The 25,184-nt window shown below is 72.5% G+C and carries 26 protein-coding genes; 12 read left to right on the top strand and 14 right to left on the bottom strand.

The genetic code is table 11. The annotated features are described in order from the left end of the window. Positions 1-59: 59 nt before the first annotated feature. Positions 60-938, bottom strand: coding sequence for a sulfotransferase domain-containing protein (locus AB0877_RS20200; protein ID WP_366610589.1), 879 nt, complete (start codon positions 936-938; stop codon positions 60-62). Positions 939-1,029: 91 nt separating this feature from the next. Here AB0877_RS20200 and AB0877_RS20195 point away from each other — a divergent pair, with 91 nt between their 5' ends. Further along, positions 1,030-2,100, top strand: a complete 1,071-nt coding sequence (locus AB0877_RS20195; protein WP_366610588.1) for a hypothetical protein — start codon at positions 1,030-1,032, stop codon at positions 2,098-2,100. 9 nt (positions 2,101-2,109) lie between these two features. Here the strand turns inward: AB0877_RS20195 and AB0877_RS20190 are convergent, their stop codons facing one another. Beyond that, positions 2,110-2,391 (bottom strand): adhesin, encoded by a 282-nt coding sequence (locus AB0877_RS20190; protein ID WP_179782354.1) that lies wholly within the window; start codon positions 2,389-2,391, stop codon positions 2,110-2,112. 339 nt (positions 2,392-2,730) lie between these two features. Here AB0877_RS20190 and AB0877_RS20185 point away from each other — a divergent pair, with 339 nt between their 5' ends. Both AB0877_RS20185 and dacB read left to right on the top strand, forming a co-directional pair. Beyond that, the gene (locus AB0877_RS20185; RefSeq protein ID WP_357227241.1) at positions 2,731-3,447 is read left to right on the top strand and encodes an aquaporin; all 717 of its coding nucleotides are present in this window, start codon (positions 2,731-2,733) and stop codon (positions 3,445-3,447) included. A 66-nt stretch (positions 3,448-3,513) separates the two neighbouring features. After that, positions 3,514-5,097: a D-alanyl-D-alanine carboxypeptidase/D-alanyl-D-alanine-endopeptidase gene (gene dacB / locus AB0877_RS20180; RefSeq protein WP_366610587.1), complete on the top strand. Its 1,584-nt coding sequence runs from the start codon at positions 3,514-3,516 to the stop codon at positions 5,095-5,097. A gap of 48 nt (positions 5,098-5,145) precedes the next feature. On the opposite strand, the gene AB0877_RS20175 is transcribed toward dacB, so the two are convergent. The 3 genes from AB0877_RS20175 to AB0877_RS20165 all read right to left on the bottom strand — a co-directional run bounded on the left by AB0877_RS20175 (position 5,146) and on the right by AB0877_RS20165 (position 7,322). Continuing rightward, entirely contained in the window at positions 5,146-5,475 is a 330-nt protein-coding gene (locus AB0877_RS20175) for a hypothetical protein (protein WP_279517138.1), read from the bottom strand. Positions 5,476-5,591: 116 nt separating this feature from the next. Then, a complete protein-coding gene (locus tag AB0877_RS20170; RefSeq protein ID WP_366610586.1) occupies positions 5,592-6,431 on the bottom strand; it encodes a hypothetical protein in 840 nt (279 codons plus the stop codon). 297 nt (positions 6,432-6,728) lie between these two features. Continuing rightward, complete coding sequence (locus AB0877_RS20165) at positions 6,729-7,322, bottom strand: pentapeptide repeat-containing protein (RefSeq protein ID WP_366610584.1); 594 nt, start codon at positions 7,320-7,322, stop codon at positions 6,729-6,731. A 97-nt stretch (positions 7,323-7,419) separates the two neighbouring features. Here AB0877_RS20165 and AB0877_RS20160 point away from each other — a divergent pair, with 97 nt between their 5' ends. After that, positions 7,420-8,652, top strand: coding sequence for a serine hydrolase domain-containing protein (locus tag AB0877_RS20160; RefSeq protein ID WP_366610583.1), 1,233 nt, complete (start codon positions 7,420-7,422; stop codon positions 8,650-8,652). 189 nt (positions 8,653-8,841) lie between these two features. Here the strand turns inward: AB0877_RS20160 and AB0877_RS20155 are convergent, their stop codons facing one another. After that, on the bottom strand, positions 8,842-9,303 hold the full coding sequence (locus tag AB0877_RS20155) for a PPOX class F420-dependent oxidoreductase (protein ID WP_366610582.1): 462 nt from the start codon (positions 9,301-9,303) through the stop codon (positions 8,842-8,844). Positions 9,304-9,345: 42 nt separating this feature from the next. Further along, a complete protein-coding gene (locus tag AB0877_RS20150; RefSeq protein ID WP_366610581.1) occupies positions 9,346-9,984 on the bottom strand; it encodes a hypothetical protein in 639 nt (212 codons plus the stop codon). 304 nt (positions 9,985-10,288) lie between these two features. On the opposite strand from AB0877_RS20150, the gene AB0877_RS20145 reads away from it, so the two are divergent. Continuing rightward, the gene (locus tag AB0877_RS20145; RefSeq protein WP_366610579.1) at positions 10,289-11,068 is read left to right on the top strand and encodes a D-Ala-D-Ala carboxypeptidase family metallohydrolase; all 780 of its coding nucleotides are present in this window, start codon (positions 10,289-10,291) and stop codon (positions 11,066-11,068) included. Positions 11,069-11,170: 102 nt separating this feature from the next. On the opposite strand, the gene AB0877_RS20140 is transcribed toward AB0877_RS20145, so the two are convergent. The 4 genes from AB0877_RS20140 to AB0877_RS20125 form a co-directional block, all read right to left on the bottom strand. Further along, complete coding sequence (locus AB0877_RS20140; RefSeq protein ID WP_366610577.1) at positions 11,171-11,521, bottom strand: hypothetical protein; 351 nt, start codon at positions 11,519-11,521, stop codon at positions 11,171-11,173. Between the two features lie 145 nt (positions 11,522-11,666). Continuing rightward, on the bottom strand, positions 11,667-12,968 hold the full coding sequence (locus tag AB0877_RS20135; RefSeq protein ID WP_366610575.1) for a DUF234 domain-containing protein: 1,302 nt from the start codon (positions 12,966-12,968) through the stop codon (positions 11,667-11,669). A gap of 252 nt (positions 12,969-13,220) precedes the next feature. Beyond that, positions 13,221-13,961, bottom strand: coding sequence for a response regulator transcription factor (locus AB0877_RS20130; protein WP_366610627.1), 741 nt, complete (start codon positions 13,959-13,961; stop codon positions 13,221-13,223). After that, a complete protein-coding gene (locus tag AB0877_RS20125; protein ID WP_366610574.1) occupies positions 13,940-15,193 on the bottom strand; it encodes a histidine kinase in 1,254 nt (417 codons plus the stop codon). The genes AB0877_RS20130 and AB0877_RS20125 overlap by 22 nt, the downstream gene beginning before the upstream one ends. Positions 15,194-15,325: 132 nt before the next feature. On the opposite strand from AB0877_RS20125, the gene AB0877_RS20120 reads away from it, so the two are divergent. Genes AB0877_RS20120 through AB0877_RS20105 form a run of 4 tightly spaced genes read left to right on the top strand, consistent with a single transcriptional unit; the run spans position 15,326 to position 18,361 of the window. After that, positions 15,326-16,222 (top strand): ATP-binding cassette domain-containing protein, encoded by an 897-nt coding sequence (locus tag AB0877_RS20120; protein ID WP_366610572.1) that lies wholly within the window; start codon positions 15,326-15,328, stop codon positions 16,220-16,222. Continuing rightward, on the top strand, positions 16,219-17,010 hold the full coding sequence (locus AB0877_RS20115) for an ABC transporter permease (protein ID WP_366610571.1): 792 nt from the start codon (positions 16,219-16,221) through the stop codon (positions 17,008-17,010). Before AB0877_RS20120 ends, AB0877_RS20115 begins: the two co-directional genes overlap by 4 nt. 2 nt (positions 17,011-17,012) lie before the next feature. After that, positions 17,013-17,765, top strand: a complete 753-nt coding sequence (locus AB0877_RS20110; protein WP_366610569.1) for a hypothetical protein — start codon at positions 17,013-17,015, stop codon at positions 17,763-17,765. A gap of 32 nt (positions 17,766-17,797) precedes the next feature. Further along, complete coding sequence (locus AB0877_RS20105; RefSeq protein ID WP_366610567.1) at positions 17,798-18,361, top strand: heme-binding protein; 564 nt, start codon at positions 17,798-17,800, stop codon at positions 18,359-18,361. A gap of 1 nt (position 18,362) precedes the next feature. Here the strand turns inward: AB0877_RS20105 and AB0877_RS20100 are convergent, their stop codons facing one another. From AB0877_RS20100 to AB0877_RS20090, 3 genes are read right to left on the bottom strand one after another with little or no spacing between them, the layout of a single operon-like run. After that, positions 18,363-19,397, bottom strand: a complete 1,035-nt coding sequence (locus tag AB0877_RS20100) for a hypothetical protein (RefSeq protein WP_366610566.1) — start codon at positions 19,395-19,397, stop codon at positions 18,363-18,365. A 42-nt stretch (positions 19,398-19,439) separates the two neighbouring features. After that, a complete protein-coding gene (locus AB0877_RS20095; protein ID WP_366610564.1) occupies positions 19,440-21,869 on the bottom strand; it encodes an ABC transporter permease in 2,430 nt (809 codons plus the stop codon). Continuing rightward, on the bottom strand, positions 21,863-22,612 hold the full coding sequence (locus tag AB0877_RS20090) for an ABC transporter ATP-binding protein (RefSeq protein WP_366610563.1): 750 nt from the start codon (positions 22,610-22,612) through the stop codon (positions 21,863-21,865). Before AB0877_RS20090 ends, AB0877_RS20095 begins: the two co-directional genes overlap by 7 nt. A 169-nt stretch (positions 22,613-22,781) precedes the next feature. Here AB0877_RS20090 and AB0877_RS20085 point away from each other — a divergent pair, with 169 nt between their 5' ends. The 3 genes from AB0877_RS20085 to AB0877_RS20075 are packed head-to-tail and all read left to right on the top strand — an operon-like array spanning position 22,782 to position 25,173. Further along, entirely contained in the window at positions 22,782-23,939 is a 1,158-nt protein-coding gene (locus AB0877_RS20085) for a sensor histidine kinase (RefSeq protein WP_366610562.1), read from the top strand. Continuing rightward, positions 23,936-24,604 carry a response regulator transcription factor gene (locus AB0877_RS20080; protein WP_366610561.1) on the top strand — a complete coding sequence of 223 codons (669 nt, stop codon included), beginning with the start codon at positions 23,936-23,938 and terminating at the stop codon, positions 24,602-24,604. The genes AB0877_RS20085 and AB0877_RS20080 overlap by 4 nt, the downstream gene beginning before the upstream one ends. Positions 24,605-24,633: 29 nt before the next feature. Then, positions 24,634-25,173 carry a DUF1697 domain-containing protein gene (locus AB0877_RS20075; protein ID WP_366610559.1) on the top strand — a complete coding sequence of 180 codons (540 nt, stop codon included), beginning with the start codon at positions 24,634-24,636 and terminating at the stop codon, positions 25,171-25,173. The last annotated feature ends 11 nt before the right edge of the window (positions 25,174-25,184 follow it).

Genomic DNA, 25,184 nt, shown 5'->3' with positions numbered 1-25,184 from the left:
GAGACGGCCAGAGCGCGGCGACGTTCCGACCACGGAGCGGCGCCGCGCGCTCTTGTGGCTCAGCGATGCAGCCAGGTGAGCAGGTCGGGTGGCGCAAACGCCGCGACCCGTCGCTGGTAGCGGGCGAGGCCGGCCTCGTTCAGGAGATCGCGCCCCTGACCTGAGCCGCCCCGGCGAAAGAACGCCTGGCGGTCACGCAGCACACCGAGCGTGTCCGGCGCGAGCCGGTCGGCCTGCTCCCGCATGCGACCGAAGGTGGCCGCCTCCACCAAGTCCGGCCCCGGGCTCGGGAGTTTCCATCGGTCGGCCAGCCGGCGCATCTCACCGCCCAGATCAGCCAGCAGGTCGTCGTAGTGCACCAGCTCGACGTTCGGCTCGTGCCGGCGGGCCCACGCGTCAGTGAGGTGCATCAGCACCCCGGGCAGCGAATCCAGCTCGGCGCGCGGGTCCGCCTCCCGGTCGACCCAGCTCGGCAACCACTCCCGCGCCGAGGGCCGCTGCGGAGATTCCCCGGTGGGGACGGGTTGGCCGGTCAGCTCGGCGAGGCGTACCCGATCCAGGTTCGCGCCCTGGTGGTAGAGGGAGACCGCCATGTCCAGCGGATGCCGGGCCACCACCACGTAGTGCGCCCGAGGATCGAGCGGAATCCCGTCCAGCGGGGTGTGCGTCTTGATGAACCGCCGGTGCGGCTGGGCGGCCAGCCGGTCGTACACGGTGGCCTGCGGCTCGACCAACCAGTCCAGCCATGGCGACAGCACTGTCAGCGGCTGCGGCAACTGCGGGGTACGCAGCACCAGGAGCGCACAGATCATCTGCATCCAGGTGGTGCCGCTCTTGGAGCGGGTGCTGATCACGATGTCACCGTCGCGGAACGGGAACCCGCTCCAGCGCGCGCTGTCCTCGTCGTCGGTTCGGTAACGGTGGATCGGCGTGGGCATCGGGGGATGCTAGTCGCCGAACCGACAGTCGAACAGCCGAATTCCGGCTTACATTCCTGGGGCATGTCCGTACGCCTGGCTAGATTGAAGTATGGTGCCCGCCCACGGGGGCCGGGCGGCGGCACCGGTCTACCGCCCCATCCTCGCCAACCGACGGGGCGAGCTTGAGGCCCTGAGCCACCTCGATCCCGCGCACGCCACGCTGGTCGCCCCGATCCTGGAGATCGGTGAGATCGGTCGCTCCACGATGGACGCCATTCGCCGGATGCCGTCCGGGCTGCTGCCCGCCGTCGACGTCAGCGCCCTGCCCGACATCCCCGAGGCGGAGCTGACCCGTTGGGGCGTACCGGTGGTGCCGGTGATCGGGCTCTCCGAGGGCGACCACCGGCTGGTCGCGCACGGCGCGGCGGCGCGGGCGTACGGCCGGCGGGCGCTCGTCCGGCTCCGGGCCGGTCAGGACCGGGCCGGCCCGGACGCGAGCACCACAGCGGTGGAACGGATCTGGCGGTTCACCGGCCTCGCCCCGGAGGAGTGCGACCTGCTGGTGGACGCGGGGGACGTCTGCTGCCCGGCGGATGTGCGGACCGCCGAGCCCCGGGTACGCCACCTGCTGGACTGGGCACGCCGACACGCCTGGCGGTCGGTGACGGTGGCGGCCGGCGGGATGCCCCCGACGCTGTCCCGGTTGCCCACCGACGAGCCGGTCCAACTGGACCGGTGGGACTGGCGACTGTGGCGGCGGCTGGCCGACGCCGGGGTCGACTACGGCGACTACGGCGTCCACCCGGCCGGGCCGGGTGGAGGTGACCCTGGCGACCGGTTGCCGACCGTGCGCTACACCGACGACGGCAGCTGGTGGGTCTACCGCTGGGCGCGACGCGGCGGCCGGGGCGACGACCGGTTCGCCGACCTGTGTCGCACGCTGGTGTCGGCACCGCACTGGCCGACCATCGGCGCGGCCTTCTCCTGGGGTGACCACGAGCTGCTGCGCCGGGCCCGCCGGGGTGCCGGGGCCGGCTCGACCGCCAACTGGGCGGCGTGGAGCACCTCGCACCACCTGGCCCACGTGCTCGCCACGCTGTCGCATCCGGCCGGCGACGGCGCGCCGCGGTGGCACCCCGGGCAGGGGCCACCACCGCAGCGGGGACGATCGCTGCGCTGAGGGTGGGGTCTACTGCTTCTCGGTGAAGCCGAACTGGATGATGCCCTCGTCGTCGACCGTCGCGTCCACCGACGCGTCCCCGAGCAGCTCGGCGGCGTCCTCGTCCAGGAAGATCCGGGCGCCCTGGTTGTCGACCACCCGATCCCCCTGTGCCGGTTCGGGCACCAGCTCGACGGTGAGCGAGCCTGCCTCGGTGTCGGCGGCGATTCGCACACCGCCGTCCTGGGCGACGTCCTGTTGGTTGGCGAGGTCACGGATGACCAGCACGGCGTTGTCGGTCATGGTGAGCATTGACGGAACTCCTCGTGGATTGTCGGCTCGCGGTCGGATACCGCGCGGACCGGACAGTCGGTCCGCGTACGAGCACACGTGGGAGGCGACAGAGGGGCGAACGATCATCGCCGTCGCATCGAATCGGGGCAGCTGACGGCCCCGTCACTCCCACCGTGCCCGCTGGCCGAGCATCCGTCAAATAGAGCCAGGTCAGTGGAGAGCGGCGGCCGGCGCCAGCCAGGCGCGAATCTCGTTGACCGCCGCGCGGCCGGCCCGGTTGGCTCCGATCGGCAGCCCGGGCAGGTCATGGACGGCCATTCCGGCTTCAGCCCGGTGACCTGCACTTACGCTGAGTTGATGAGCGACTTCCGTCGGTACGCGGCCGAATTCCTCGGCACCCTGCTGCTGGTGTTCTTCGGAGTGGGTAGCGCGGTCGCCGCCCGGGTCCAGGGCGGCGTGGTGGTGGTGGCGCTGGCCTTCGGGTTCGTGATGGTGGCCCTCGTCTACACGATCGGGCCCCTCTCCGGCAGCCACGTCAACCCGGCGGTGACGCTCGGTGTGCTGCTCTCCGGCAAGATCTCGGTGCTCGGCGCGGTGGCGTACTGGATCGCGCAGTTCGTCGGCGCGACAGTCGCGGCCTTCGTGCTCTGGGCGCTCACCCGCTGGGGTGACGTCGCGGACCAGACCGGGGCGCTGGGCACCAACGGTTACGGCGCGCACATCAACCGGGGCGGGGCAGCCGTGCTGGAAGTCGTGCTGACCTTCCTCTTCGTGCTGGTGGTGCTGGTGGTGACCAGCCGGAGCGAGAATCCGGGCACCGCCGGGCTGGCCATCGGCCTGGCCCTGGCCGTGACCCAGCTGGTGGGCGTGACGCTGACCGGAGCCGCGGTCAATCCGGCCCGCGCGTTCGGCCCGGCGGTCTTCGAGGGCGGTGTGGCGCTGCGGCAGCTCTGGGTGTTCATCGTCTTCCCGCTGCTCGGTGGGGCGCTCGCGGCGCTCGTCGCACCACTGGTCATGGGGGCGCAGCGGCATTACTGGGGTGGCCACGAGAAGACGGTCGGCAGGCCGAAATGACCTGGACGGTAATTTCTTTCGCCTGAGGGCCTTTTCCGGCGAATATCTCCGTGACAGCATCAGCGGATGCATCGTCGTCACTTTCCCCGGGCCCTCGCGCTGTTCGCGCTGGTCGCCACCGCGGCCACCGCCGCCGCGCCCGGTGCCACAGCCGAATCGCCCACCCCCGCGACGACCCGCCTGCACGCCACCATCGACACGATCCTCGCCGACACCCGGCTGGCCGGCGCGCAGGCGTCGGTCGTGGTCGTCGACACCGGCACGGGCCAGACGCTCTACGACCGCAACGGCGACCGGCGGCTGGTCCCGGCGTCCAACACCAAGCTGCTGACCTCGACCGCGGCCCTTGAGCTGCTCGGCCCGGGGCACCGCTTCGGCACCGACGTGCTCGCTGGCGGGAAGCGCCGCGCCGGCCTGCTCTCCGGCAACCTCTACCTACGCGGTGGGGGCGATCCGACAATGCTCGCCGCCGACTACGACGCGCTCGCCGCGCGGGTCGCCGCCGACGGCGTACGGGTGGTCACCGGAAACCTGATCGCCGACGACACCCGCTACGACAACACCCGACTCGGCCCCGACTGGACCTGGGACGACGAGCCCTACTACTACGCCGCGCAGGTCTCCGCGCTCACCGTCGCCCCGAACACCGACTACGACGCGGGCACCGTCATCGTGCACGCCGCACCGGCCGACCGGGCCGGCGCGCCGCCGGTGGTCACCACCACCCCCGCGACCGGGTACGTCAAGGTCGACAACCGCGCCCGGACGGTCAGCGACGGCGAGACCTCGATCTCGATCGAGCGCGAGCACGGCGGCAACACCGTCGTGGTGACCGGTCAGATCGCCGTCGGGGACGAGCCCGCCAGCGACTGGGTCACCGTCTGGGAACCCACCGGCTACGCGGCCGACGTGTTCCGGTCGGCGCTGCACCGACACGGCGTCCGGGTGCTCGGCCGGACCGTGCTCGGCCAGCCCACCCCGGAGACGGCGCAACCGGTGGCACGCCACGACTCGATGAGCCTCGGCGAGCTGATGACGCCATTTCTGAAGCTGTCCAACAACGGGCACGCCGAGGTGTTGACCAAGGAGATCGGTCGGGTGCTCTCCGGCGCCGGCACCTGGACGGCCGGTCTCACCGCGATCAGCGAGTACGTCGCCGACACCGGAATGGACACCGGAAGACTGCGCCAGCGTGACGGCTCGGGATTGTCCCGGCGCAACCTGATCCCGGCGGCGGAGTTCGTCGACCTGCTGAGCGCCGTCCGGGCCGAACCGTGGTTCGCGACCTGGTACGCGGCGCTGCCGATCGCCGGTCGGCCGGAGCGGTTCACCGGCGGCACCCTGCGCAGCCGGATGGCCGGTACGCCGGCTGCGGGCAACGTGCACGCCAAGACCGGCAGCCTGACCGGTGTCTCCGGGCTCTCCGGCTACGTGACCAGCGCCGATGGCCGACTGCTGGCGTTCTCCATCCTGCTCAACAACTACCTGACGGCGTCGGTGAAGTCGCTCGAGGACCAGATCGCCGTTGCGCTTGCCGGCTTCCGCGAGGCTGGCACGTCGACGGCACGGGTGGCCCCGCCGGCCGTGCCGGAGACGCCGCGTACCCCGGAGGGCGTCGAGTGTTCCTGGGTCAAGCCGATCACCTGCTGAAACAGTGGCCGGGAGGCGCGGGCGCGCCTCCCGGCCGCCGGCGAGCGCTCAGGCCGGACGGTCCGGTGGGGGGACCACCGCCGTCGGGTCACCGCGTTCGATGAGGGCGGCGATCTCAGCGGCCCGCAGCCCGCGCAGCGCCAGCACCCGGGTGCCCCAGCGGTGCAGACGGCACGGGTGCGGGCTGGCGTCGTTGCGGCAGACCACGCCCCCGGACCACCGTCGGGGGGCGTGCACCACCACCGCCCGTACGGCGAACTGGGTGTCCTCGCCTGTCACGTATGGCGGCAGGGGGATGTCGCGAAGAACCTCCCCGGACGCTTCACCGGTGCCGGACGAAGCGACACGACGGACGCGGTGGGCGGTGCTGCTGCTCATCGGCGCTGCCTCCACACTGGATGGTCGGATGGGGACAGCAGAAAGCTACGACGTGTTCGACGGTCCGCGACGGACAAACTGTCCCGCTGGCCGACCCACAGCGATCAGTCAGTCAGTCAACGCACCGTCACGGCCTGGAGGCCGACGTTGCCGCAGTGCTGCGTGAAGACCTTCTCGACGGTCCAGTTCAGCAGCAGCCGGGCACCCTTGGGCACTGTGAAGCGGATGGTGAACTGGGCGCTCTGACTGGTGTAGGGGTCTTCCAGTCGGGCGATGCTGGCGGGCCCTCCGGTGGACAGCCGCGCTTCCAGTCGCCCCCGGGCCATCCAGGTGCCACCGTAGAGCTGGACCGTGCGCGGCTCGCCACTGCCGGCGACGGCGAGGCTGAACCCGTTTCCGGCACCGCACGCGTAGACGCCGTTGGAGCTGCCGTCCGTCGACCGCTCCGGCGTGCCGTCGGCCCAGCGCACGTACTCCTGGTTGCCGTCCCAACCGATCCGCCGGCCCGGTCCTCCCCCGTCAATGATCTCGCCGGAGCCGGAACGCTTGCGGTTCATCGACCTGCCGCCACGTTCCCCCCAGTGGACCCAGTCCCGGGCGCCCACCGCGGTGAGGTCGACGATGGCGGGCATCTCGCCCCGGCTCACCGTCAGCGCCGGCGAACCGGGCTTCGGCGGCGGAGGCGGGGCGGGCGTGCTGGCCGACGGCGTCGGGTCCGGCGAGGGTGGGCGCTGGCGCGGACGCAGGCCGGGCGTCGCCGGCCCCGCCTCGCCGGTACGCCCCTCGGCGGCCGGGAAACCGGGGGAACGGGCGGAAACGCCGGCCGGACCCGCCTGGTCGTCGCCCGGCGCCGGACCGGACCGGGTGGCGAGATACGAGACCAACACCACCAGGCAGACGAGTACGGCGGCTCCCTCCACCGCCCAGCGCCGCCGCTGTCGGGCGCGGCGCAACACGCTGCGGGTCGTCCCGGCGGTAATGGCACGCGGACGGTGCTTGGACGGCGTATCGCCAGCCCTCGAACCAGCCCGCGTGCGGTCTTCGTCCGCCACCGACCCCTCCAACTCCGCCGCCCGGCCGTTCTTGGACCGCCGAGGACCACACCAACCACTGTGGGCAGTTTCACGTTCACCCGGGCGTGGACGACACGCTAGATCCGGACTGCCGGACGTGTCCAGCCCACAATGGGACGCTGCCGGACAACCCCGACCGCCCGGAACGGGCACCTGGGCAGACCAGAAGCCCTTTGCGGGTCAGCCGATCCGGAAGCCGAGCAGTTGCGCGACGACCACCGCCTGCTCGACGTCGATCACGGCACCGGCCCGTTCGACGACCGTCGGGTCCAGCGCGGTGAGATCGCTGCCCCGCAGGTCGGCGCCGTCGAGCCGGACGTTGGTCAACTGCGCACCGGAAAGATCGACTCCGGTGACCGTAGCACCGGTGAGGTTGGCCCTGGTGAGGTCCACCTCGCGCATGCGCACCCCGGTCAGCCGGACGCCACGCAGGTCGGCGGCGGGCAACGCGACGAAGGACCAGTCACCGCCGTCCACCGTCAAGGGACGCAGATCGCACTCGCTGAAGGTGCTGCCGACCAGCTTGCAGCCGGTGAACTCGGCCTCGAAGAAATTGCACCGCCGGAACACGCAACGGGTGAAGGCGGAGTCGACATGCCGGGAGGCGTTGAACGCCACGTTGCCGAACGTGCACCCGGTGAAGACCGCACCCCTGCTCACCGCCTCGGTCAGGTCCACCCCGAAGAACTCGCAGCCCACGAAGTGCCGGTCGGTCAACTCCTCGGCGTACCAGTCCTCGTTGCGGAAGGTCACGTCCTCGGTCAACTCCGGCATCCGGCCAGGCTAGTGGGCGCGGGCCGGCAGCCGACGGTCGGCGGGCCGGTGCCGGCCCCCTTCCGGCACCGGTGTACCGGCGAGTAGGTTCGGCGGCGTGAGTGTGGCTCGGAGCAAGGACCCGGATCAGATCGGTTTCGACCCGGCGCGGCTGGCGCGGATCGACGAGCACTTCGGCCGGTACGTCGACGACGGTCGGCTGGCCGGCTGGCAGGTGGTGGTCACCCGGCGCGGCGAGGTGGCGCACTCCTCGACGTACGGGCTGCGCGACCGCGAGTCGGGCGCACCGGTCGAGGCCGACACCCTGTGGCGGATCTACTCGATGACCAAGCCGGTCACCTCGGTCGCGGCGATGATGCTGTGGGAGGAGGGCCGGTTCGAGCTGACCGACGAGATCAGCCGCTGGCTGCCCGAGTTCGCCGACCTGCGGGTCTATTCCAAGGGGTCGGCGCTCAAGCCGTACACGGTGCCGGCGGCCGAGCCGATCCGGGTCTGGCACCTGCTCACCCACACGGCCGGTCTGACGTACGGCTTCATGCAGACCTCGGTGGTCGACGGGCTCTACCGGGCGGCCGGCTACGACCTGTACCCGCCCGCGGACGTCGACCTGGCCGGCGCCTGCGCGGTCTTCGGCGAGCTGCCGCTGCTGTTCCAGCCCGGCTCGGCGTGGGGCTACTCCGTCGCCACCGACGTGCTCGGCCGCCTCGTCGAGGTGATCTCCGGGCAGAGCCTCGACGCGTTCTTCGCCGACCGGATCTTCGGCCCGCTGGGCATGGCCGACACCCGCTGGTGGGCCGACGGCGACGAGGCCGACCGGCTGGCCGCGCTCTACGTACCGGATCCGCGCAGCGGCCGGGCCGTCCGCTACGACAGCCTGGGGTCGCTCGCGTTCAGCAAGCCGGCGTTGCTCTCCGGCGGTGGTGGTCTGATCTCCAGCGCCGCCGACTACCACCGGTTCACCCAGTTGCTGCTGCGCGGCGGCGAGCTCGACGGCGTCCGGTTGCTCGGGCCGCGCACGGTGCGGTTCATGACCCGCAACCACCTGCCCGGCGGTCAGGATCTGGGCACCCTCTCCACCGGCGGCTTCGCCGAGACCACGCTGGACGGGATCGGCTTCGGTCTCGGCTTCGCGGTGGTCGACGACCCGGTCCCCAGCCGGGTGCCCAGCAGCGTCGGCGAGTACTACTGGGGTGGGGTGGCCAGCACCGCGTTCTGGGTCGACCCGGCCGAGGAGATCACCGCGCTGCTGTTCACCCAGCTGATGCCGTCGAGCACCTACCCGCTCCGCTCCCAGCTGCGCCAACTCGTCTACGCCGCCCTGGTCGACTGACGGTCACCTGCTGCCCCTTGTCGTGCCGCTCCGCCGACAGATGCTCCCCGCCCAACCCGCCTTTGCTCTGCTTGCCTATCTGCGACATGACGCCGAATGGCGCATCCAGGTAAGCAGAGCAAAGGATCGGAAGCTCGGGGTTGGCCGCCAGATCGACGCGAATGGGCAGCGGGCGAGGTGGCGCGCGATCTAGGCGAGGCGGGCCGGGAAGCCACCGGTGGCGATCGGACTCCAGGCGTCGATGGTGACCCGGATCAGCGACTTGCCCTGACGCACCATCGCCGCCCGGTAGTCGTCCCAGTCCGGGTGCTCACCGGAGATGCTGCGGAAGTACTCGACGAGCGGCTCCAGCGCCTCGGGCAGGTCGAGCACCTCGGCGGTGCCGTCGATCTGCACCCAGGGGCCGTTCCAGTCGTCACTGAGCACGCAGGCCGAGACCCGCGGGTCGCGACGAATGTTGTTCACCTTGGCCCGCTCGGGATAGGTGGAGACGACCAGCCGTCCCTGCTCGTCGACCCCGGCCGAGACCGGGGAGGACTGCGGTCGCCCGTCGGCCCGGGTGGTCATCAGCACGACGCGGTGTCGCGGCCGGAGGAAGTCGAGCAGGCCGTCCCGGTCGACCCGGGTGTTCGTTGCGATGCTGCGTGCCATTCCCCGTTCCTACCAGGGGGCGGGCGCAGCGGCGGCGGCGGGTCAGCGGGGTCGGGCCGCGGCGCGGCGCGCCGCCTGGGTGGGCACCCGGGGACGGCCGGACGGACGCCAGGCCCGACCGTTGGCGTAGATCACCCGAAAGCCGAGGTACGACGCGAGCGGCGCCCAGTGGGCGGAGCCCATCCGCAGTTCGGCGGCATTGTGTCGCTGGCCGTTGGCCAGCACGTCGAGGAGCACGGTTTCGAAGGCCGCCGATTCGACCCAGTCGACTTCCCGGGTGAAACCGCAGATGAGAGCGGCTCCGGTGACCTCCAGGAACTCGCGTAGCACCGCGTCCGAGGCGCGCAGCACCGAGCAGCTGCCGAAATAGAGTCGCCGCCCCTCCGCGCGGCCGGCCATCAGCTCGGCCACCTCGTTCAACTCCACCGACTGCCAGTCGGTGAGGCAGAGCCGGCTCGGCTCGCCGTGCATGGCGAAGAAGCCGACCCGGTGGTCGGCGTACTGCTTGAGCAGCCATCGGTCCAGGAAGTAGAACAACTCGTCGCGGGTCGCCGCGTCCTTGTGGATGAACCGGATCTTGCCCAGCCGCTCCAGCAGCTCCAGCGTGGGCAGCACCGAGCCCCGCTCGTTGAGGTCGCGGTGCCACTGACCCTCGACACAGAAGACGCCACCGCGTGCCACGTGCACCTCCGCCAGTCCGACGCCCGGGGCTGACGTTACCGGCCGCGATCACCCCGGGAACATCACCCTCCGTATGGCAGATTGCGACGTTCGGTGCCCTTGACCGCAGGAGGGGTGATCCGGCGGAAATGGCAGTTTCGCAAATCAGCCGAATTCCCAGCCAATACCCAGGCACAGCAGATTGTGAGCACGATTCTCGTTAACCACCTCCAACGGCACTGATCAGTGCGAGGGTGGAAATCACGGGACTTCTCGGTCGATGTCCTGGAGCCACCCCATTCGCTCTCCTATCGGGAGGACTTCTGTGCGCGTAAACACCTTGAAGCGGGTCGCCGTCGCATTCGCGCTGGCACTGCCCGGGGCCGCGATCGCCACGGTGGTCGCCGCACCGGCGGCACACGCGGACGGCTGTTACACCTGGAACCGCACCCTGACCCAGGGGCGCTCCGGCGATGACGTCCGCCAGTTGCAGATCCGGGTCGCCGGGTGGGCCGGCTACCGGGACATCGTGGAGAACGACGGCCGCTACGGGCCGAAGACCGCAGCCGCGGTCAAGCGGTTCCAGCAGGCGTACGGGCTGCGCGCCGACGGCATCGCCGGCCCACAGACCTTCGCCAAGCTCTACCAACTCCAGGACAACGACTGCACGCCCGCGCACTTCACCTACAGCGAGTTGGACAACGGGTGCGGCGGAAGCGGGTGGAGCGGCGGCCCGCTGTCGGCGAACCAGACCAAGCAGAACGCGCTGCGGACCATGTGGAAGCTGGAGGCGCTGCGCAAGAGCCTCGGCGACAAGCCGCTCTACGTGTCGAGTGGCTTCCGCAGCAGCGCCTGCAACAACCAGGTCGGCGGCGCGTCCGACAGCCAACACCTGTACGGCAACGCGGCCGACGTGACCTCACGGACGTCCTCGCTGTGCCAGGTCGCCCGCGGCGCCCGTAACAACGGCTTCAGTGGGATCTACGGGCCGGGCTACCCCGACCACGACGACCACGTGCACGTGGACTCGCGCCGGGAGAACAACAGCGACGACAGCTCGAACACGACGAGTTGGTCCGCCCCGGACTGCGGGGTCGGCAACTGAGTCGACCGCTCAGAGCGACGTCGGTCCGACGCGGAGGGGGGAATCTCCGCGCCGGGCCGACGTCGTGTCGCCCCGGGCCGGGTGGGCGGAGGGGGACAGCGCTCAGCTCGCCCGGGGCCAGCGCGGCGCGGTGACGGGGGGAGTCACCGGCCGGCCGGTAGTGGTGGGCCGTATCCCCTGGGGGACGCGCGCGGTCTGTTGCCGCGACGGCCCGGTCGCCGTGAACGGAAACGGCACGTGCACGAACGGATTGCCATGCCGGATCAACGCCTCGATCTGCCGCTCGTTGAGCCCGTGTGTCTCCAACACCCGACGCCCCCAGCGGTGCAGTCGGCACGGGTAGGAGGCGCCGTCGTTGCGGCACAGCGGCCCATTGGGCCACTCCTCGGCGGTGTGCACGACCACCGCCCGGACCGCGAGCCGGACATCCTCCGGGGTCAGTGGTGCCGGCATCGGCACCTCACCCAGTACCTGATCGATGGGATCCGTCGACTGCTCACCAACTCGCACGGCAGGCCTCCCGCAGTTCGGCAGCGGTACGGCGGACCTACCGCACCGACATCCTCGGCCATGGGTACGGCGGACACCGGACGAAAGTTCAATTCCGGTACGCGGTAAGCAGATCCTCCGCCGACAGCACCCGGATGCCGTCCACCGCCGTGCCGCTGCGGGACACGGCGACGAGCGGCACCGACTCGTCGGCGCCGGGAAGCAGAGACCGGTGCAGGAGCAGCCGGCCCAGGTCATGCGCGTCGAAGGGCCGGCTCTCCTGCCACTTGACCGATCCGACGAAACTGATCCGCTGAGCGACGGGCCCACGGTCGGCGCCGACGATGTCGATCTCCGGGTCGTTGGTCCGGGTCCAGTAGCCGCCGATCGTCGCCGCCTGCGCCGGCAGGTGGTCACCGGGCAGCCGGCGCAGGGCTTCCCGGACGACAGGTTCGATGGCCCGCCCCCTCCAGGACGCCCACGACCGGTCGATCCGGCCCAGGGTCAGGTCGCCACGCCCCCGCTCGATCTCGGAGAGGTGCGGCCCCAGGAACGACAACCAGAAGCGTAGGTAGGGGTCGGCCACCGCGTACCGGGTCTCCCGCGACGGCTTCGTCGACAGTGGAACGGCGACCTCCACGGCCCTCTTCTGGGTCAGCAGACGCAGGGCGCGGTTGAGGGACGCCTGTGGAAGGTCCCCCGCGGCGCGGGAGATCAGTGAGAAGGTCCGCTCACCGGAGCCGATGGCCCGCAGCACCAGACCCGCCTGGGACTGGGGCGGGAACTCCGCCGCCAGTGCCCGCTCACCGCTCACCAGCAGCGCGGAGGTCGGATCCCGTACCGCGTCGGTCAGGTAGTCGTGGACGGACGCACCGGTCGGCCACTCGTCGAGGATCAGCGGCAGACCGCCGGAGATCAGGTAGGCGTCGAACGCGTCGGCGGCGGACAGGCCGAGCATGTCGCTGACGTCGGCGGGGCTCAGCGGCGGAACGACCATCTCCGTGGCCCGTTGGTGGAACGGCCGGCCGTAGTCGTTGAGTGCTTCCATCATGGCCAGGTCCGATCCGACGCAGATCAGGAGGACCGGCCGCCGGGACAGCTCGCGATCGAAGATCTTCTGCAGGGTTCCCTCGAAGCCCGGGTCTCCCGCGATGAGGTACGGCATCTCGTCCAGGACGACGACGCTCGGCCGGTCGGTCGGCAGTGCGGCGGCCAGCAGCGTCAGCGCGGCGTCCCAGGTCTGTGGTTGCTGCTGGCGAAGGATCTGCGCACCGGGCAGGGTGGAGGTGGCGGCGGCCTCCACGAAGAGGGCGAGCTCGGCTGCGACGGTCGGCTGCGCGGAGGCGGTGAAGAAGAGATGCGGCACCGCGGCCCGCTCCACGAACTCCTCGACCAGTCGGGACTTGCCCACCCGTCGGCGACCTCGCATGAGAAGGGCTCGCCCAGGCCGCCCCGCACGGCCACCCCGCTGCACCCGGGAGAGCATGCCGTCCAGGAGGTGGAGCTCCTGGTCTCGCCCGACAAAGCCGTCCACGTTCACTCCTGAAACTACCAGCGATGAAACAACCAAAAACGAGTGTAACCTCATCTGTGGTGGTGCGCCGCCTAACTGGCCTGGGTGAAAACCGTCCGGGAACGCTCGGACGACCTGCGCGCGGCAAGCTCAGACGAGGCCGGCGTCGTGGACGAGCAGCGCCACCTGGACCCGGTTGTTCAGCTCCAGTCGGGTCAGCAGCCGGGAGACGTATGCCTTCACCGTCGCCACGCTCATGAAGAGCTCCCCCGCGATCTCCGCGTTGGTGTGGCCCCGCCCGAGCGCGACCGCCACCTGCCGCTCCCGCTCGCTGAGCCCGGCGAGGAGCCGCAGCGCCCGTTCGCGGCGTGGGTCCGGGCCGACCGGGCCGGGGGCGGCGGCGGTCACGTGGGCGATCAACGTCCGGGTCACCGTCGGCGAGAGCGTCGCCTCGCCCGCCGCGACCCGGCGGACGGCACGGACGATCTCCGCCGGCGGGGTGTCCTTGAGCAGGAAGCCGGCCGCGCCGGCGCGGAGCGCCCGCAGCACCTGCTCGTCGGCGTCGAAGGTGGTCAACACCAGCACCTCGGGCGGGTGCGGTTGGGCACGCAGCGCCTCGGTGGCGGTCAGCCCGTCGACCCGGGGCATCCGGATGTCCATCAGCACCACGTCCGGGGCGTACGCGGCCACGGCCGCCGGCACCTCGCCACCGTCGGCCGCCTCGCCGACCACCGTCAGGTCCGGCAGACCGCCGAGGATCATCGATAGCCCGGCCCGGACCAACGCGTCGTCGTCCACGATCAGCACGCGTACCGGCGGCGTAGCCGGTCCGGCCGACCCGTTCGCGTCCGGCGGTCCGGCGGGGCTGGTCACGCCGGCCACGGCAGCCAGGCGGCCAGCCGGAAGTCACCGCTGTCGTCCCGACCGTAGGCGAGCCGCCCGCCGGCCAGGGTGACCCGTTCGCTGATGCCGACCAGGCCGGTGCCGGCACCCGGCAGGGTGCCCCCGGCCGGCGTACCGACCGGCCACCGGTTGCCGATCGCCACCGTCAGTCCAGCGCCCGGCCCGCCCGCCACGTCGACGGTGACGGCCGCGCCGGCAGCGTGCTTGCGGGCGTTGGTCAGCCCTTCCTGCACGATCCGGTACGCGGCCCGACCCAGCGCCGCCGGCACCTCCCCCGGGCTGGCGACGCTGTCGCTGACGTTGACCCGCACCCCGGCCGACCGCGACTCGGCGATCAGTGCGGGCAGGTCGGCAAGGGTGGGCTGCGGCGGCTCGGGGGCGTCGCCGGCACCGTCGTCCTCGGCGCGCAGCACCCCGATCACCTCCCGCAGGTCCTGTAGGGCGGCGTGGGCGCTGCCCCGGATCACCCCGGCGGCCTTGGCCACCTCCTCGGCCGGCGCGTCCGGGCGGAACTCCAGCGCACCCGCGTGCAGGCTGAGCAGCGAGATCCGGTGGGCCAGCACGTCGTGCATCTCCCGAGCGATCCGGGTGCGTTCGAGGTGGCGGGCCTGGGCGATCCGTAGTTGCTGCTCCGCCTCGGCCCGTTCGGCCCGCTCGCGCAGCGACACGATCAACTGACGGCGGGCCCGGACGAACATCCCCCAGGCCAGCACCGCGAGGGTGAGCACGACACCCCAGGTGACGGTGAGCCAGTACGGCATGGCCGGGTCCGGACGGGTCCAGCTGAAGACGAAGTTGGTGAGCAACCCCACGCCGGTGATCGCGACCGCGACGGCGGTCCGCCGGTGCACCACGACGGTGAAGTAGATGATCAACAGCGGGATGGCGGATGCCATCGAGAACAGACTCAGCGGCAGGGTGGCCACCGCCAGCCCGAGCGGCCACCGACGGCGCAGCCAGAGCAGCCCGCAGCAGAGCAGCCCGAGCACCGTGTCGACGCCGACCATCCAGTCGTGCGGCAGCGGGATCGCCATCTCCGGGGCGGGCGACAGGGCGTCCCCGAAGGCCAATAGCACCCAGAGCAGCCCGAGCAGGAAGGCGAGGCTGTCCACCACCCAGTCGCGGGTGGTGCGACGCGGACGGGCGCGCGCGGGCTCCGCCGGCACCACCAGCTCCCCGGGCAGCAGCCAGGGGTGCTCGGGGACGGCGATGCTTGTCACCCGACCATGCTAGGCAGCGGCAGGCCCCGGCAACCAGCTACCAAAGTCGAGACCCCGCCATCGACAAAGGTCGGCGCGGCACCGACCGGTGGCCGAAGCGGATGGCCGGGCGGCCCCGGCACGCTCGACAACATGATCGTCGTAGAGAACCTCACCAAGCGATACGGGCCACACCCGGCCGTGGACGACGTGTCGTTCCAGTGCGAGCCGGGCACCGTGACCGGTTTCCTCGGCCCCAACGGCGCTGGCAAGTCGACCACCATGCGCATGATCTGCGGGCTGACCACGCCGACCGGCGGGCGCGCCACCGTCTCCGGGCACCCGTACCGGGACCTGCCCAACCCGGGGCGGGAGGTCGGGGTGCTGCTGGACGCCTCCGCCCAGCACGCCGGGCGCACCGGCCGCGAGGCGTTGACGCTGTCCGCGTACACGATGGGTCTGGACCGGCGCGAGGTCGCCGCGAAGCTCGACCTGGTCGGGTTGAACGCGGTGGCCGCGAAGCGTCGGGTCCGGGCGTACTCGCTGGGTATGCGCCAACGGCTCGGGCTGGCCCACGCGCTGCTCGGCGACCCCCGGGTGTTGATCCTCGACGAGCCGGCCAACGGCCTGGATCCGGAGGGGATCTTCTGGATGCGCCAGCTACTGCGTGACTTCGCCGACCGGGGTGGCACCGTGCTGCTCTCGTCCCACCTGCTGCGCGAGGTGGAGGCGGTCGCGGACCGGCTGGTGGTGATCGGGGGTGGCCGGATCGTGGCCCAGGGCGACAAGAACGAGCTGCTGGCCGGGGGCGGCACTGTGGTGCGCGCCCGCGACGACGCGGCGCTGCGCCGCGCGCTGGACGCCGCCAACCTGACCGCTGCCGACAGCTCCGACGGTCTGCTCGTGCAGGCCGACGCCGAGTCGGTCGGCCAGGCGGCGGCCGATGCCGGCGTCGCGCTGGCCGAGCTACGCCCCGCCAGCGGCGGCGGCCTCGAACAGCTCTTCCTCACCCTGACCGCCGGCGAATCCACCAAGGAGGCCGTCCGATGACCGCCACGACCGCACCCGCCAGCACCGTCGCACCCGCGCATCGTGCATCGGTACGCCGACCGTCGCTGCTCCGGCTGACAGGTGTGGAGCTGCGCAAGCTCGTGGACACCCGGGCCGGCCGATGGCTGCTGATCACCATCGGTCTGGTCGTCGTCGCGATCGTCACCCTCCTGCTGATCTACGCCGAGGGCCCCGAACAGACCTTCTTCACCTTCTTCGTCACGTCACTGCTGCCCGTCAACGTGCTCCTGCCGGTGCTGGGCATCCTGTCGATCACCAGCGAGTGGTCCCAACGCACGGCCCTCACCACGTACGCGCTGGTGCCCCGGCGGGAGCGGGTGGTCGCCGCGAAACTGATCGCCATGGTGCTGGCCGCGCTCGCCTCGGTGCTCGTCACCCTGGCCGTCGCAAGCGTCGGGACGCTCGTGGCGTCGGCCACGGGCGGCGCGGGCACCTGGCAGGTCGACGCGGCGCTGATCGTGAACGGGGCGATCGTCCAGGTCGCCGGCGTGCTGATGGGTGCCGCCTTCGGTCTGCTGCTGCTCAACACGCCGTTGGCCATCGTCGGCTACCTGCTGCTGCCGACCCTCTGGTCGGTGCTCGGCGAACTGGTCCGGCCGCTGCGCGGTCCGGCCGGGTGGCTGGACACCAGCCGGACCATGGAGCCGCTGTTCACCAGCCACGTCACCGGCGAGCAGTGGGGTCGGCTGGCGGTTTCCCTGCTGGCCTGGATGGTCCTCCCGCTGGCCGCCGGCCTGTTCCGGACGCTGCGCCGGGAGGTGTCCTGACCATGGACGTGGCCGGCTACCGTCCGCGCACCGTCGTCAGCGGCGGCCTGCTGGAGCTGGCTGTCCTGTGGGGTGGCTTCCCGCTGCTCGGCGCGGGCGCCGGATGGCTCCTCGCGGCGGCGACGGGCTGGCTCGCCCGGCTGCCCTGGGTGCCGTTCAGCGATCTCATCGAGTGGTTGGACCGGCTGCCCGAGCCGCAGGCCACCGCCGGCACGATCGGGGTGGGCGTCCTGGCCGGCCTGGTCATAGCCGGGATCGGCACCGCCGAACGGTTGATCGTCACCGTCGACGGGGCGCAGGTCCAGCTGCGCCGCTCCGATGAGAAACGGGCCATCAGCCGGGTCGACACCCGGGTGGTCTTCGTCGCCGACAAGCACCTGGTGCTGCTGGACGCCGACGGCGCGGAACTGGTCCGGGAGTCGACGGACCTGCCGTCGGCCGAGCTGGCGGCGGCGTTCCGGGAGCACGGCTGGAGCTGGGCGGACGACGACCCGCACCGGTCGGCGTACCGGCTGTGGGTTCCGGACCTGCCCGGGTTGCCCGCCGGCGCGGACGCGCTGCTACGGGCCCGGGAACGGGCCGTCCAGCGGGACCGCCGTGACGACGCCCGGGAGTTGCGCCGTGAGCTGGGCCAGCTCGGGGTGGTGCTGCGCGACGAGGGCAAGCGGCAGTACTGGCGGTTGACCACCCGGACGCTCGCCCCCGGGCCGGCGGAGCGGCCGACTTCGGCCGAGCGGGAGGCGGACGGGCGGTAGCGTCTGTCCCAGCAGACCCTGGGAGCCGCGCGATGACCGAACAGCAGCCGTACCGGGTGGTGTCCCGACACCCCGGTTTCGAGCTGCGTCGGTACCCCGCCCACCTGGTGGCCGAGATGCAGATCCAGGCGTCGTTCACCCGGGCGCCGATCGAGGCGTTCCGGCCGCTGGCCGCGTACATCGGTGGCGCCAATCGGGCCCGGCACCCGATCGGCTCCGCCGCGCCGGCGCTCGCGGCGGTCCGCGGCTCGGAGAAGATCGCCATGACCGTGCCGGTCGTGCAGATCGAGGGTGAGTGGCCGGGCGCGTACCGGATCCAGTTCGTCATGCCGGCCAGCTTCACCACCGCCACCCTGCCCGAGCCGGTGGACGCCCGGGTGCGGATCCGCGAGGTGCCGGCGCGACTGGCGGCGGCGATGCGGTTCTCCGGGCGGTGGACGGAGCAGGCGTTCAGCCAGCGGGCCACGATGCTCGGCCGGTCGGTGACCGCGGCCGGGCTGCAACCGACAGGTGCCATCCGGTACGCGCGCTTCGACCCGCCGTGGAAACCGTGGTTCCTGCGCCGCAACGAGGTGGTGCTGCCGGTCGTCGAGTGAGCTAGCGGAGTTGCCGACGGTCCTCGACGCCCGGCCGCGCCAGCAGCACCGCCATTCCCAACCCGGCGAGCAGCCCGACCAGGGAGACCAGCAGGTCGGAGTCGGCGGCGTTGATCGGGCTGTTGCCGGCCAGCGCGGTGAACGTCGCGCCGATCGGCAGCAGGATCATCATGGGGATGGCCGTGGCCACCAGGAACACCACCGGACCCACGAGCGCGATGAGCGCGGCCAGGGCGTGGTGCCGCCAGATCGGCCGACCACCCGGCCAGTCCCAGGCCAGCAGTGTGACTCCGGTGAGCAGCACCGCCCCGAGAACGGCCTCCGGCACCAGGCGTGTGCCGGGCGCTGTGGCACGGACCCACCCGACGCCGAGCAGGGCCACCACGGTGAGGCCAGCCGCCAACCCGACGCGAGCCCGGGTCCGCGCCGGAGCCGCTGCCAACGCGGCAGCGACGGCAAGGGCCACCAGCAGCGCCGCCGTGGCGACGGCACCCTGGTGCAGTTCCGGCTCCCGGTCGGTCGGTGACTCCATCCCGGCCGCCACCAGCGTCAGGACCCCGGCCACGCAGGCCGCGCCGGTCAACACCCGCCGGTCGGTGGCCGGAGTCGCGCCGCGCTCCCGGGCCGCCTGCGTGTCGGGCTCCCCCACTGGCGGCACGGCGCGCTCCCACCAGAGCAGCAGCGCCGCGACCACGCCGAGCACGGCGTAGCCGGCGACGGCGAGGCGCACCGTCGCGCCGACGCCGATCAGGTCGGCCCGGTCGACAGCCACGTCCGCGGCGATCCAGCAGCCGCCCAGCACCACAGCCGGGCCGCTCCACCGCACCTGCCCCCGCCCGGCCAGCACCAACCCGAGCGGCACCGCCATGATCGCCATGAACCGCAGGTCGCGCGCCCAGTAGGCGTTGTTGCCCGGCAGGCGCTCCGACCACGGGCCGAGCGGCTCGGTCAATGGCTGCCACGTGGTCATGCCGTACGCCCAGAGCGCGACGGCGGCGGCGCAGAGGAGCAGCCCGAGCGGGCGCGCGAATCGCATCCATGGACGGTAACGGCCCACGCGCCCGTACGGGGGGCGTGGTCAGCCGACCAGGCCGACCGCTGACCGTGCGGGACGGTGACGGAGCAGCCGCCACGTCGGCAGCACGCTCGACAGCACGGCGAGCAGCAGGCACAGCCCCACCACCCCGCCGACCACCGGCCAGGGCACCACCAGATCGACGGGGGCGCCGACCTGCTCGGCGAGGCCGGCGCGAATGCTGAGCAGACCGACGAACGCGACAGCCCCACCCAGCAGCGCGCCGATGAACACCACCAGGGCGGACTCCGCCGTGACCAGCCAGATGACCTGCCGCCGGGTCGCCCCGGCCAGTCGGACCAGCCGCAGGTCCGCGGCCCGCCCGGCGGCGGCGAGCAACAACGTGTTCGCCACCGCGATGGCCCCGTAGCCGGCGGACACCCCGATCAGCAGCAGCGTGAACAGCCAGACGAGGCGGTCCTCGGCGGCGTCCGCCTCGGCCGCCCAGGTGGCGACGTCGACGGTCCGCGCGCCGACCGGCGGCTCGACCCGGTCCCGGACGTACACGGTGGACGTCAGCGCCGACGGGTCGTGCGCCCGCACCACGGCCCGGGGCACCAGCAGGTCGCCGGGGATCGAGGTGTCGTCGACCACGGCGACGACGCGCAACGACACCGTCGTCCCGTCGGCGAAGACCACCGGGTACGGCTCGGACGGCAGCCGGTTCGCCGCGGCGGGGACCACCACCGTGTCGTCGCCCCGCAGGTCGTTCAGCGAACCGGCGACGACGGTGAGCACCCGGTTGGCGGCGGCGAAGCCCTCCGGATCCACGCCGAGCGCGGTCATCGGCCGGTCCGCCGGTGACGTTCCGGGGTCGGTGCGGTAGACGGTGGTCGGCAGCAGCGCGGTGCCACCGGTGGCCGCGACGGCCCGGTCGGAGAGGCCGGGTGCGCGGTCCGGCACGACGATCCAGCCGGCGTTCACGGTGTCCGCCCGACCCGCCGCGTACGCGGCGGTGCCGGTGCGCACCATCCCGGACACCAGCACCGCGAACGCGACGGTGAGCAGCACCGGGGCGGCGATGGCGGCGGTCCGCCGGGTCGCGGTCAGTGCCCCGCCCCGGACCAGCATCCCGATCGCGCCATAGGACCGACGCACCGGCGAACGCAGCAACCTCACCACCGGCCCGACCACCACCGGGGCGAGCACCGTGGTGCCGGCCACGAGCGCCATCACCGCGTAGAGCGCGTACTGCGCCCCCACCCGAGCCTCGTCGGCGGTCGCCGTGCCGAGGCTGAGCGCGGCCCCGGCCGCGAGGAGCAGCACGCCGGTGGCGGCGCGTACCCGCCCGACCGGTCGCTGTTCCACAGCGGCTTCCCGTAACGCCTCCAACGGGCGGACCCGTGCCGCCCGACGGGATGCCGACCAGACGGCCAGCACCGCGATCACCGGGCCGGCGACGAACGAGACCGCGATCGGCCAGAGTTCGTAGCGGACCCGGAAGGTCGACGGTTCGAAGCCGACATCGACCAGCAGCCGGCCCAGCACCGGGGCGAGCGCCGCCCCCACCAGCAGACCGACGATCCCCGCCGAGACGCCGACGGCGAGCGCCTCCGCGTACACCATCCGGCGTACCTGACGCCCGGTGGCGCCGACGGCACGCAGCAGGCCCAGCTCACGGCGGCGCTGCGCGACGGTGAACGCGAAGGTGGAGGCCACCACGAACACCGTGACGAAGCCGGCGAGGGCGGCCGTGGCGGCGAGCACCTGCATGCCGGTCCAGCGGGTGCGGGCGTCGCCGCGCGGCTCCAGCGCACCACGGGCGTCACCGGTCAGCACCCGTCCGTCGTCGCCGACCACGCCGCGGGCCGCCGAGGCCACCCGCTCCGGTTCGGCACCGGGCGCGAGCACCAGCCCGATGGCGCGCACACCGGGCGCGAGGGCGGCGGCGACCTCGTCCGCGACATGGACGCCGGGCCCGTCGACCAGGCCGGTGACGGTGTACGGCTCCGGACCCGTCGCGGTCAGCAGGGTGACCGGCGCTCCGGCGCGCAGTCCGAGCGCGCTGTCGACAACCACCTCACCGGGACGGCGGGGTGGCTCACCAGCGGTGAGGCGCACTCCACCCAGTTGGGCGCTGGACCAGCCGTGCCCCTGGTGGGCGTCCTCCCGGCGGCTGTCGGCGACCGAGGGCCGGCCGTCGACGAGCGGCTGGGCGTAGAAGGTCCGGTCCGGGACCGCTGCCGCGACGCCCGGCAGACCGGCCAGCCTGCTGGTGAGGTCCGCCGCCACGGTGGCGGACCAGGGCCGACTGGGAATGAACGTGTCGGCCGACGCGCCCGCCTCGGGGCTCTGCACCACGACCGCCGCCCTCGTCAGCCGGTCGGGCACCTGGGGACGACCGGAAGCCAGCAGCAGGGTGGCCGCCGCGACGAGCGTGACCCCGACGGCGACGGCCACGAACGCGCTCGCCGAGCGCCGGACGCTCAGCACGACAGCTCCCGGTCGGTCTCGCGCTCGGCGATCCGGGCGGCGACGACAGCGGCGGTGATCCCGCCGGTCAGCTCGTCGACGACGCGACCGTCGGCCAGCAGGAGGACCCGATCGGCGTACGCGGCGGCGGCGGGATCGTGGGTGACCATGACGACGGTCTGCCCGTGGTCGTCCACGAGCGCCCGCAACAGCCGGAGCACCTGTCGGGAGGACGCGCTGTCCAACGCCCCGGTCGGCTCGTCGGCGAAGACCACCGCCGGGCGGGTGATCAACGCTCGGGCCACCGCGACGCGCTGCTGCTCGCCGCCGGACAACTCACTCGGCCGGTGCCCGGCCCGGTCGCCGAGACCGACGGCGTCGAGGGCGGCGGCCACGTCCCCGGCCGGCGGGCGGCGACGGGCCAGCCGCGACGGCAACTCGACGTTCTGCGCGGCGGTCAGCGTGGACACCAGGTTGAACGCCTGGAAGACGAAGCCGATCCGGTCGCGTCGCAGCCGGGTCAGCGCGTCCTCACCGAGGTCGTCGAGGCGGGTGCCGTCGATGGTGACGATCCCCTCGGTCGGGCGGTCCAGCCCCGCCGCGCAGTGCAGCAGGGTGGATTTCCCCGAGCCGGAGGGGCCCATCACCGCCGTGAACGTGCCGCTCGCGAAGCTGGTGGTCACGCCGTCGAGCGCCTTCACCCGCCGGGTCCCGGTGCCGTACTCCGCGCGCAGCCCCGTCAGGGTCACCGTGTCTGTGGTCATGACCGTTACGGTCCCGAACGCCGGGGGTGCGGCGCGTCGTGCCGCAGCGGGCACTTTCCGGCCCTCCCCCGGGTGGAGTCACAGGCCCGGCAGCACCGGCGCGTCGTCCTCCGGGATGACCACCCGTGGGCGGACGCGGTCGATCCAGCCGGTCGTTACCGTTCGACGGGTGACTGCTCTCCTGTTGACCCGACGGATGCGGCCGGTGGACCTGTACGTGGTGGACGGTCTGCTGGCGGTGGCCGTCGGCGGGCTGCTCTGCCCGTACGCGGCGCTGGAATCGCCGCTGTACGGAGGCGTACGCGAGCCGCTCTGGGTGTCCGTGCTGGTCGGAATGGCGCTCGGGTTGCCGTTGGCCGTCCGGCGACGCTGGCCGATCGCGGTGGCCGTCGTGATCAGCGCCGTCGCCAGCGTCTCCCTGATCACCGGGGTGATACCCAACTTCGCGGCCGCCGCGCCGGCGTTCGCCATAGCCCTGGCCTTCTACACGGTGGCCGTGTCGACGCCTACCCGCTGGTCGATGATCTGCGCCGCCGGTTGCCTGGCGCTGGTGAGCGTCGGCCTGGTGCTGACCGCGGGCGACCTCTGGTCGCGGACCGGCGCGGTCGTCTACGCCGCCGTCATGGTCGCGCCGGCCTGGGTGATCGGTTGGCTGATCCGGGAGCGACGCGCCCTCGCCGTCCGGCAGAGTGACCACCTGGTCCGTCAGGCCGCCACCGAGGAGCGGCTGCGGGTGGCGCGCGAGCTGCACGACGTGGTCGCGCACACGCTCAGTCTCATCGTGGTGAAGGCGGCCGTCGCCAACCACGTCGCCGAGGCCGACCCCCGCGAGGCGGGTGCCGCTCTGCGGGTGATCGAGCAGACCGGCCGTACCGCGCTCACCGACGTGCGTCGGGTGCTCGGCGTCCTGCGGGAGGACAGCCCGTACGCGCCGACGCCGGGGCTCGACGAGTTGCCGGTCCTCGCCCGGCAGGCGGCGATCGGCGGCGTCGACGTGCGGCTCGACGTACGGCGGGAGGAGCCGGCCGGCGCGGTGCCGGAGTCGGTGGGCCTCGCGGTGTACCGGATCGTGCAGGAGGCGGTGACGAACGTGGTGAAGCACGCGGCGCCGGCCGCCTGCCGGGCCACGGTGACCGTCCTGCCCGACGAGGTGCGGGTGGAGGTGACCGACGACGGCCAGCGGCCGGTTCTGCTCGGCGGGGAGGGGCACGGGTTGATCGGCATGCGGGAACGGGTGGCGTTGCACGGCGGGGAGTTCCGGGCCGGCCCCCGCTCCGACGGTGGCTTCGCGGTGACGGCCAGCCTGCCCTATCGGCTGACCGCATGATCCGCGTGCTGATCGCCGACGACCAGGCGTTGCTGCGCGGCAGTTTCCGGCTGCTGGTCGACCTCAGCCCGGACTGCACCACTGTCGGTGAGGCGGGCACCGGAGTGGAGGCTGTCGCGTTGACCGGGCAGCACCGGCCGGACGTGGTGCTGATGGACGTCCGGATGCCGGAGATGGACGGCATCGAGGCGACCCGGCGAATCTGCGCCGACCCGGCGACGGCCGACACCCGGGTCATCATCCTGACCACGTTCGACCTCGACGAGTACGTCTACGGGGCGCTGCGCGCCGGGGCCAGCGGGTTCCTGCTCAAGGACACCCCACCGGCGGACCTGCTGACCGGGATCCGGGTGGTCGCCGCCGGGGAGGGGCTGCTCGCGCCGACGGTGACCCGCCGGTTGATCGACGAGTTCGCCCGGCAGCCGGAGCCGACCCGGCCGCTGCCCCGCCAGCTCGACGGGGTGACCGATCGGGAACGGGAGGTCCTCGCGTTGATCGCCCGGGGCCTGTCCAACGCGGAGTTGGCCGCGCACCTCAACCTCAGCCAGGCCACCGTCAAGACGCACGTCGGGCGGCTGTTGACCAAGCTGGCGGTACGCGACCGGGCGCAGCTGGTCATCGTCGCGTACGAGACGGGCCTGGTGGGGCCGGGCGGCCTACGCTGAGCCGGTCGTCCGCACCGCGAGGAGGAGCCATGACCCGCTACGTCGCACTGCTGCGCGGGGTGAACGTCGGCAGCACCCGGCTGGCGATGGCCGATCTGCGCCGGATCGTCACCGACCTCGGGCACGAGGACGCCCGGACGTACCTGCAGAGCGGCAACGTGGTCTTCGGCAGCTCGGTGCGCGACGCGGAGAAGCTGGCCGCCGGCATCGCGCGGGCGCTGACCGACGAGCTGGCGTTGACGGTTCCGGTGCTGGTGCGCAGCGCCCGGGAGTTGGCGGCGATCGCCGGCGGCAACCCGTACGCCGACCGGGAGGACGACCCGACGCGGCTGCTGGTGGCCTTCCTCGCCACCGCACCGGAGAGGTCCACGGTGGATGCCCTGGCCGTGCCGGGCGGGGAGAACGTGTCGTTCACGGTGACCGGCCGTGAGGTGTTCCTGCACTACGTCGACGGCGGTTACGGGCGGTCGAAGTTCACCAACGCGTACCTGGAGAAGAAGCTCGGCGTGGTGTCCACCTCCCGCAACTGGAAGTCGGTGCGGGCCCTGGCGGAGCTGGCCGCCTCCTGAGCGGGTGGGGG

The organism is Micromonospora sp. NPDC047644, from assembly GCF_040704315.1.
In the GTDB taxonomy this organism is placed as follows: Bacteria; Actinomycetota; Actinomycetes; order Mycobacteriales; family Micromonosporaceae; genus Micromonospora.
Note: the sequence above shows the minus strand (reverse complement) of the source record. Positions and strands in the feature narration are given on the sequence as shown.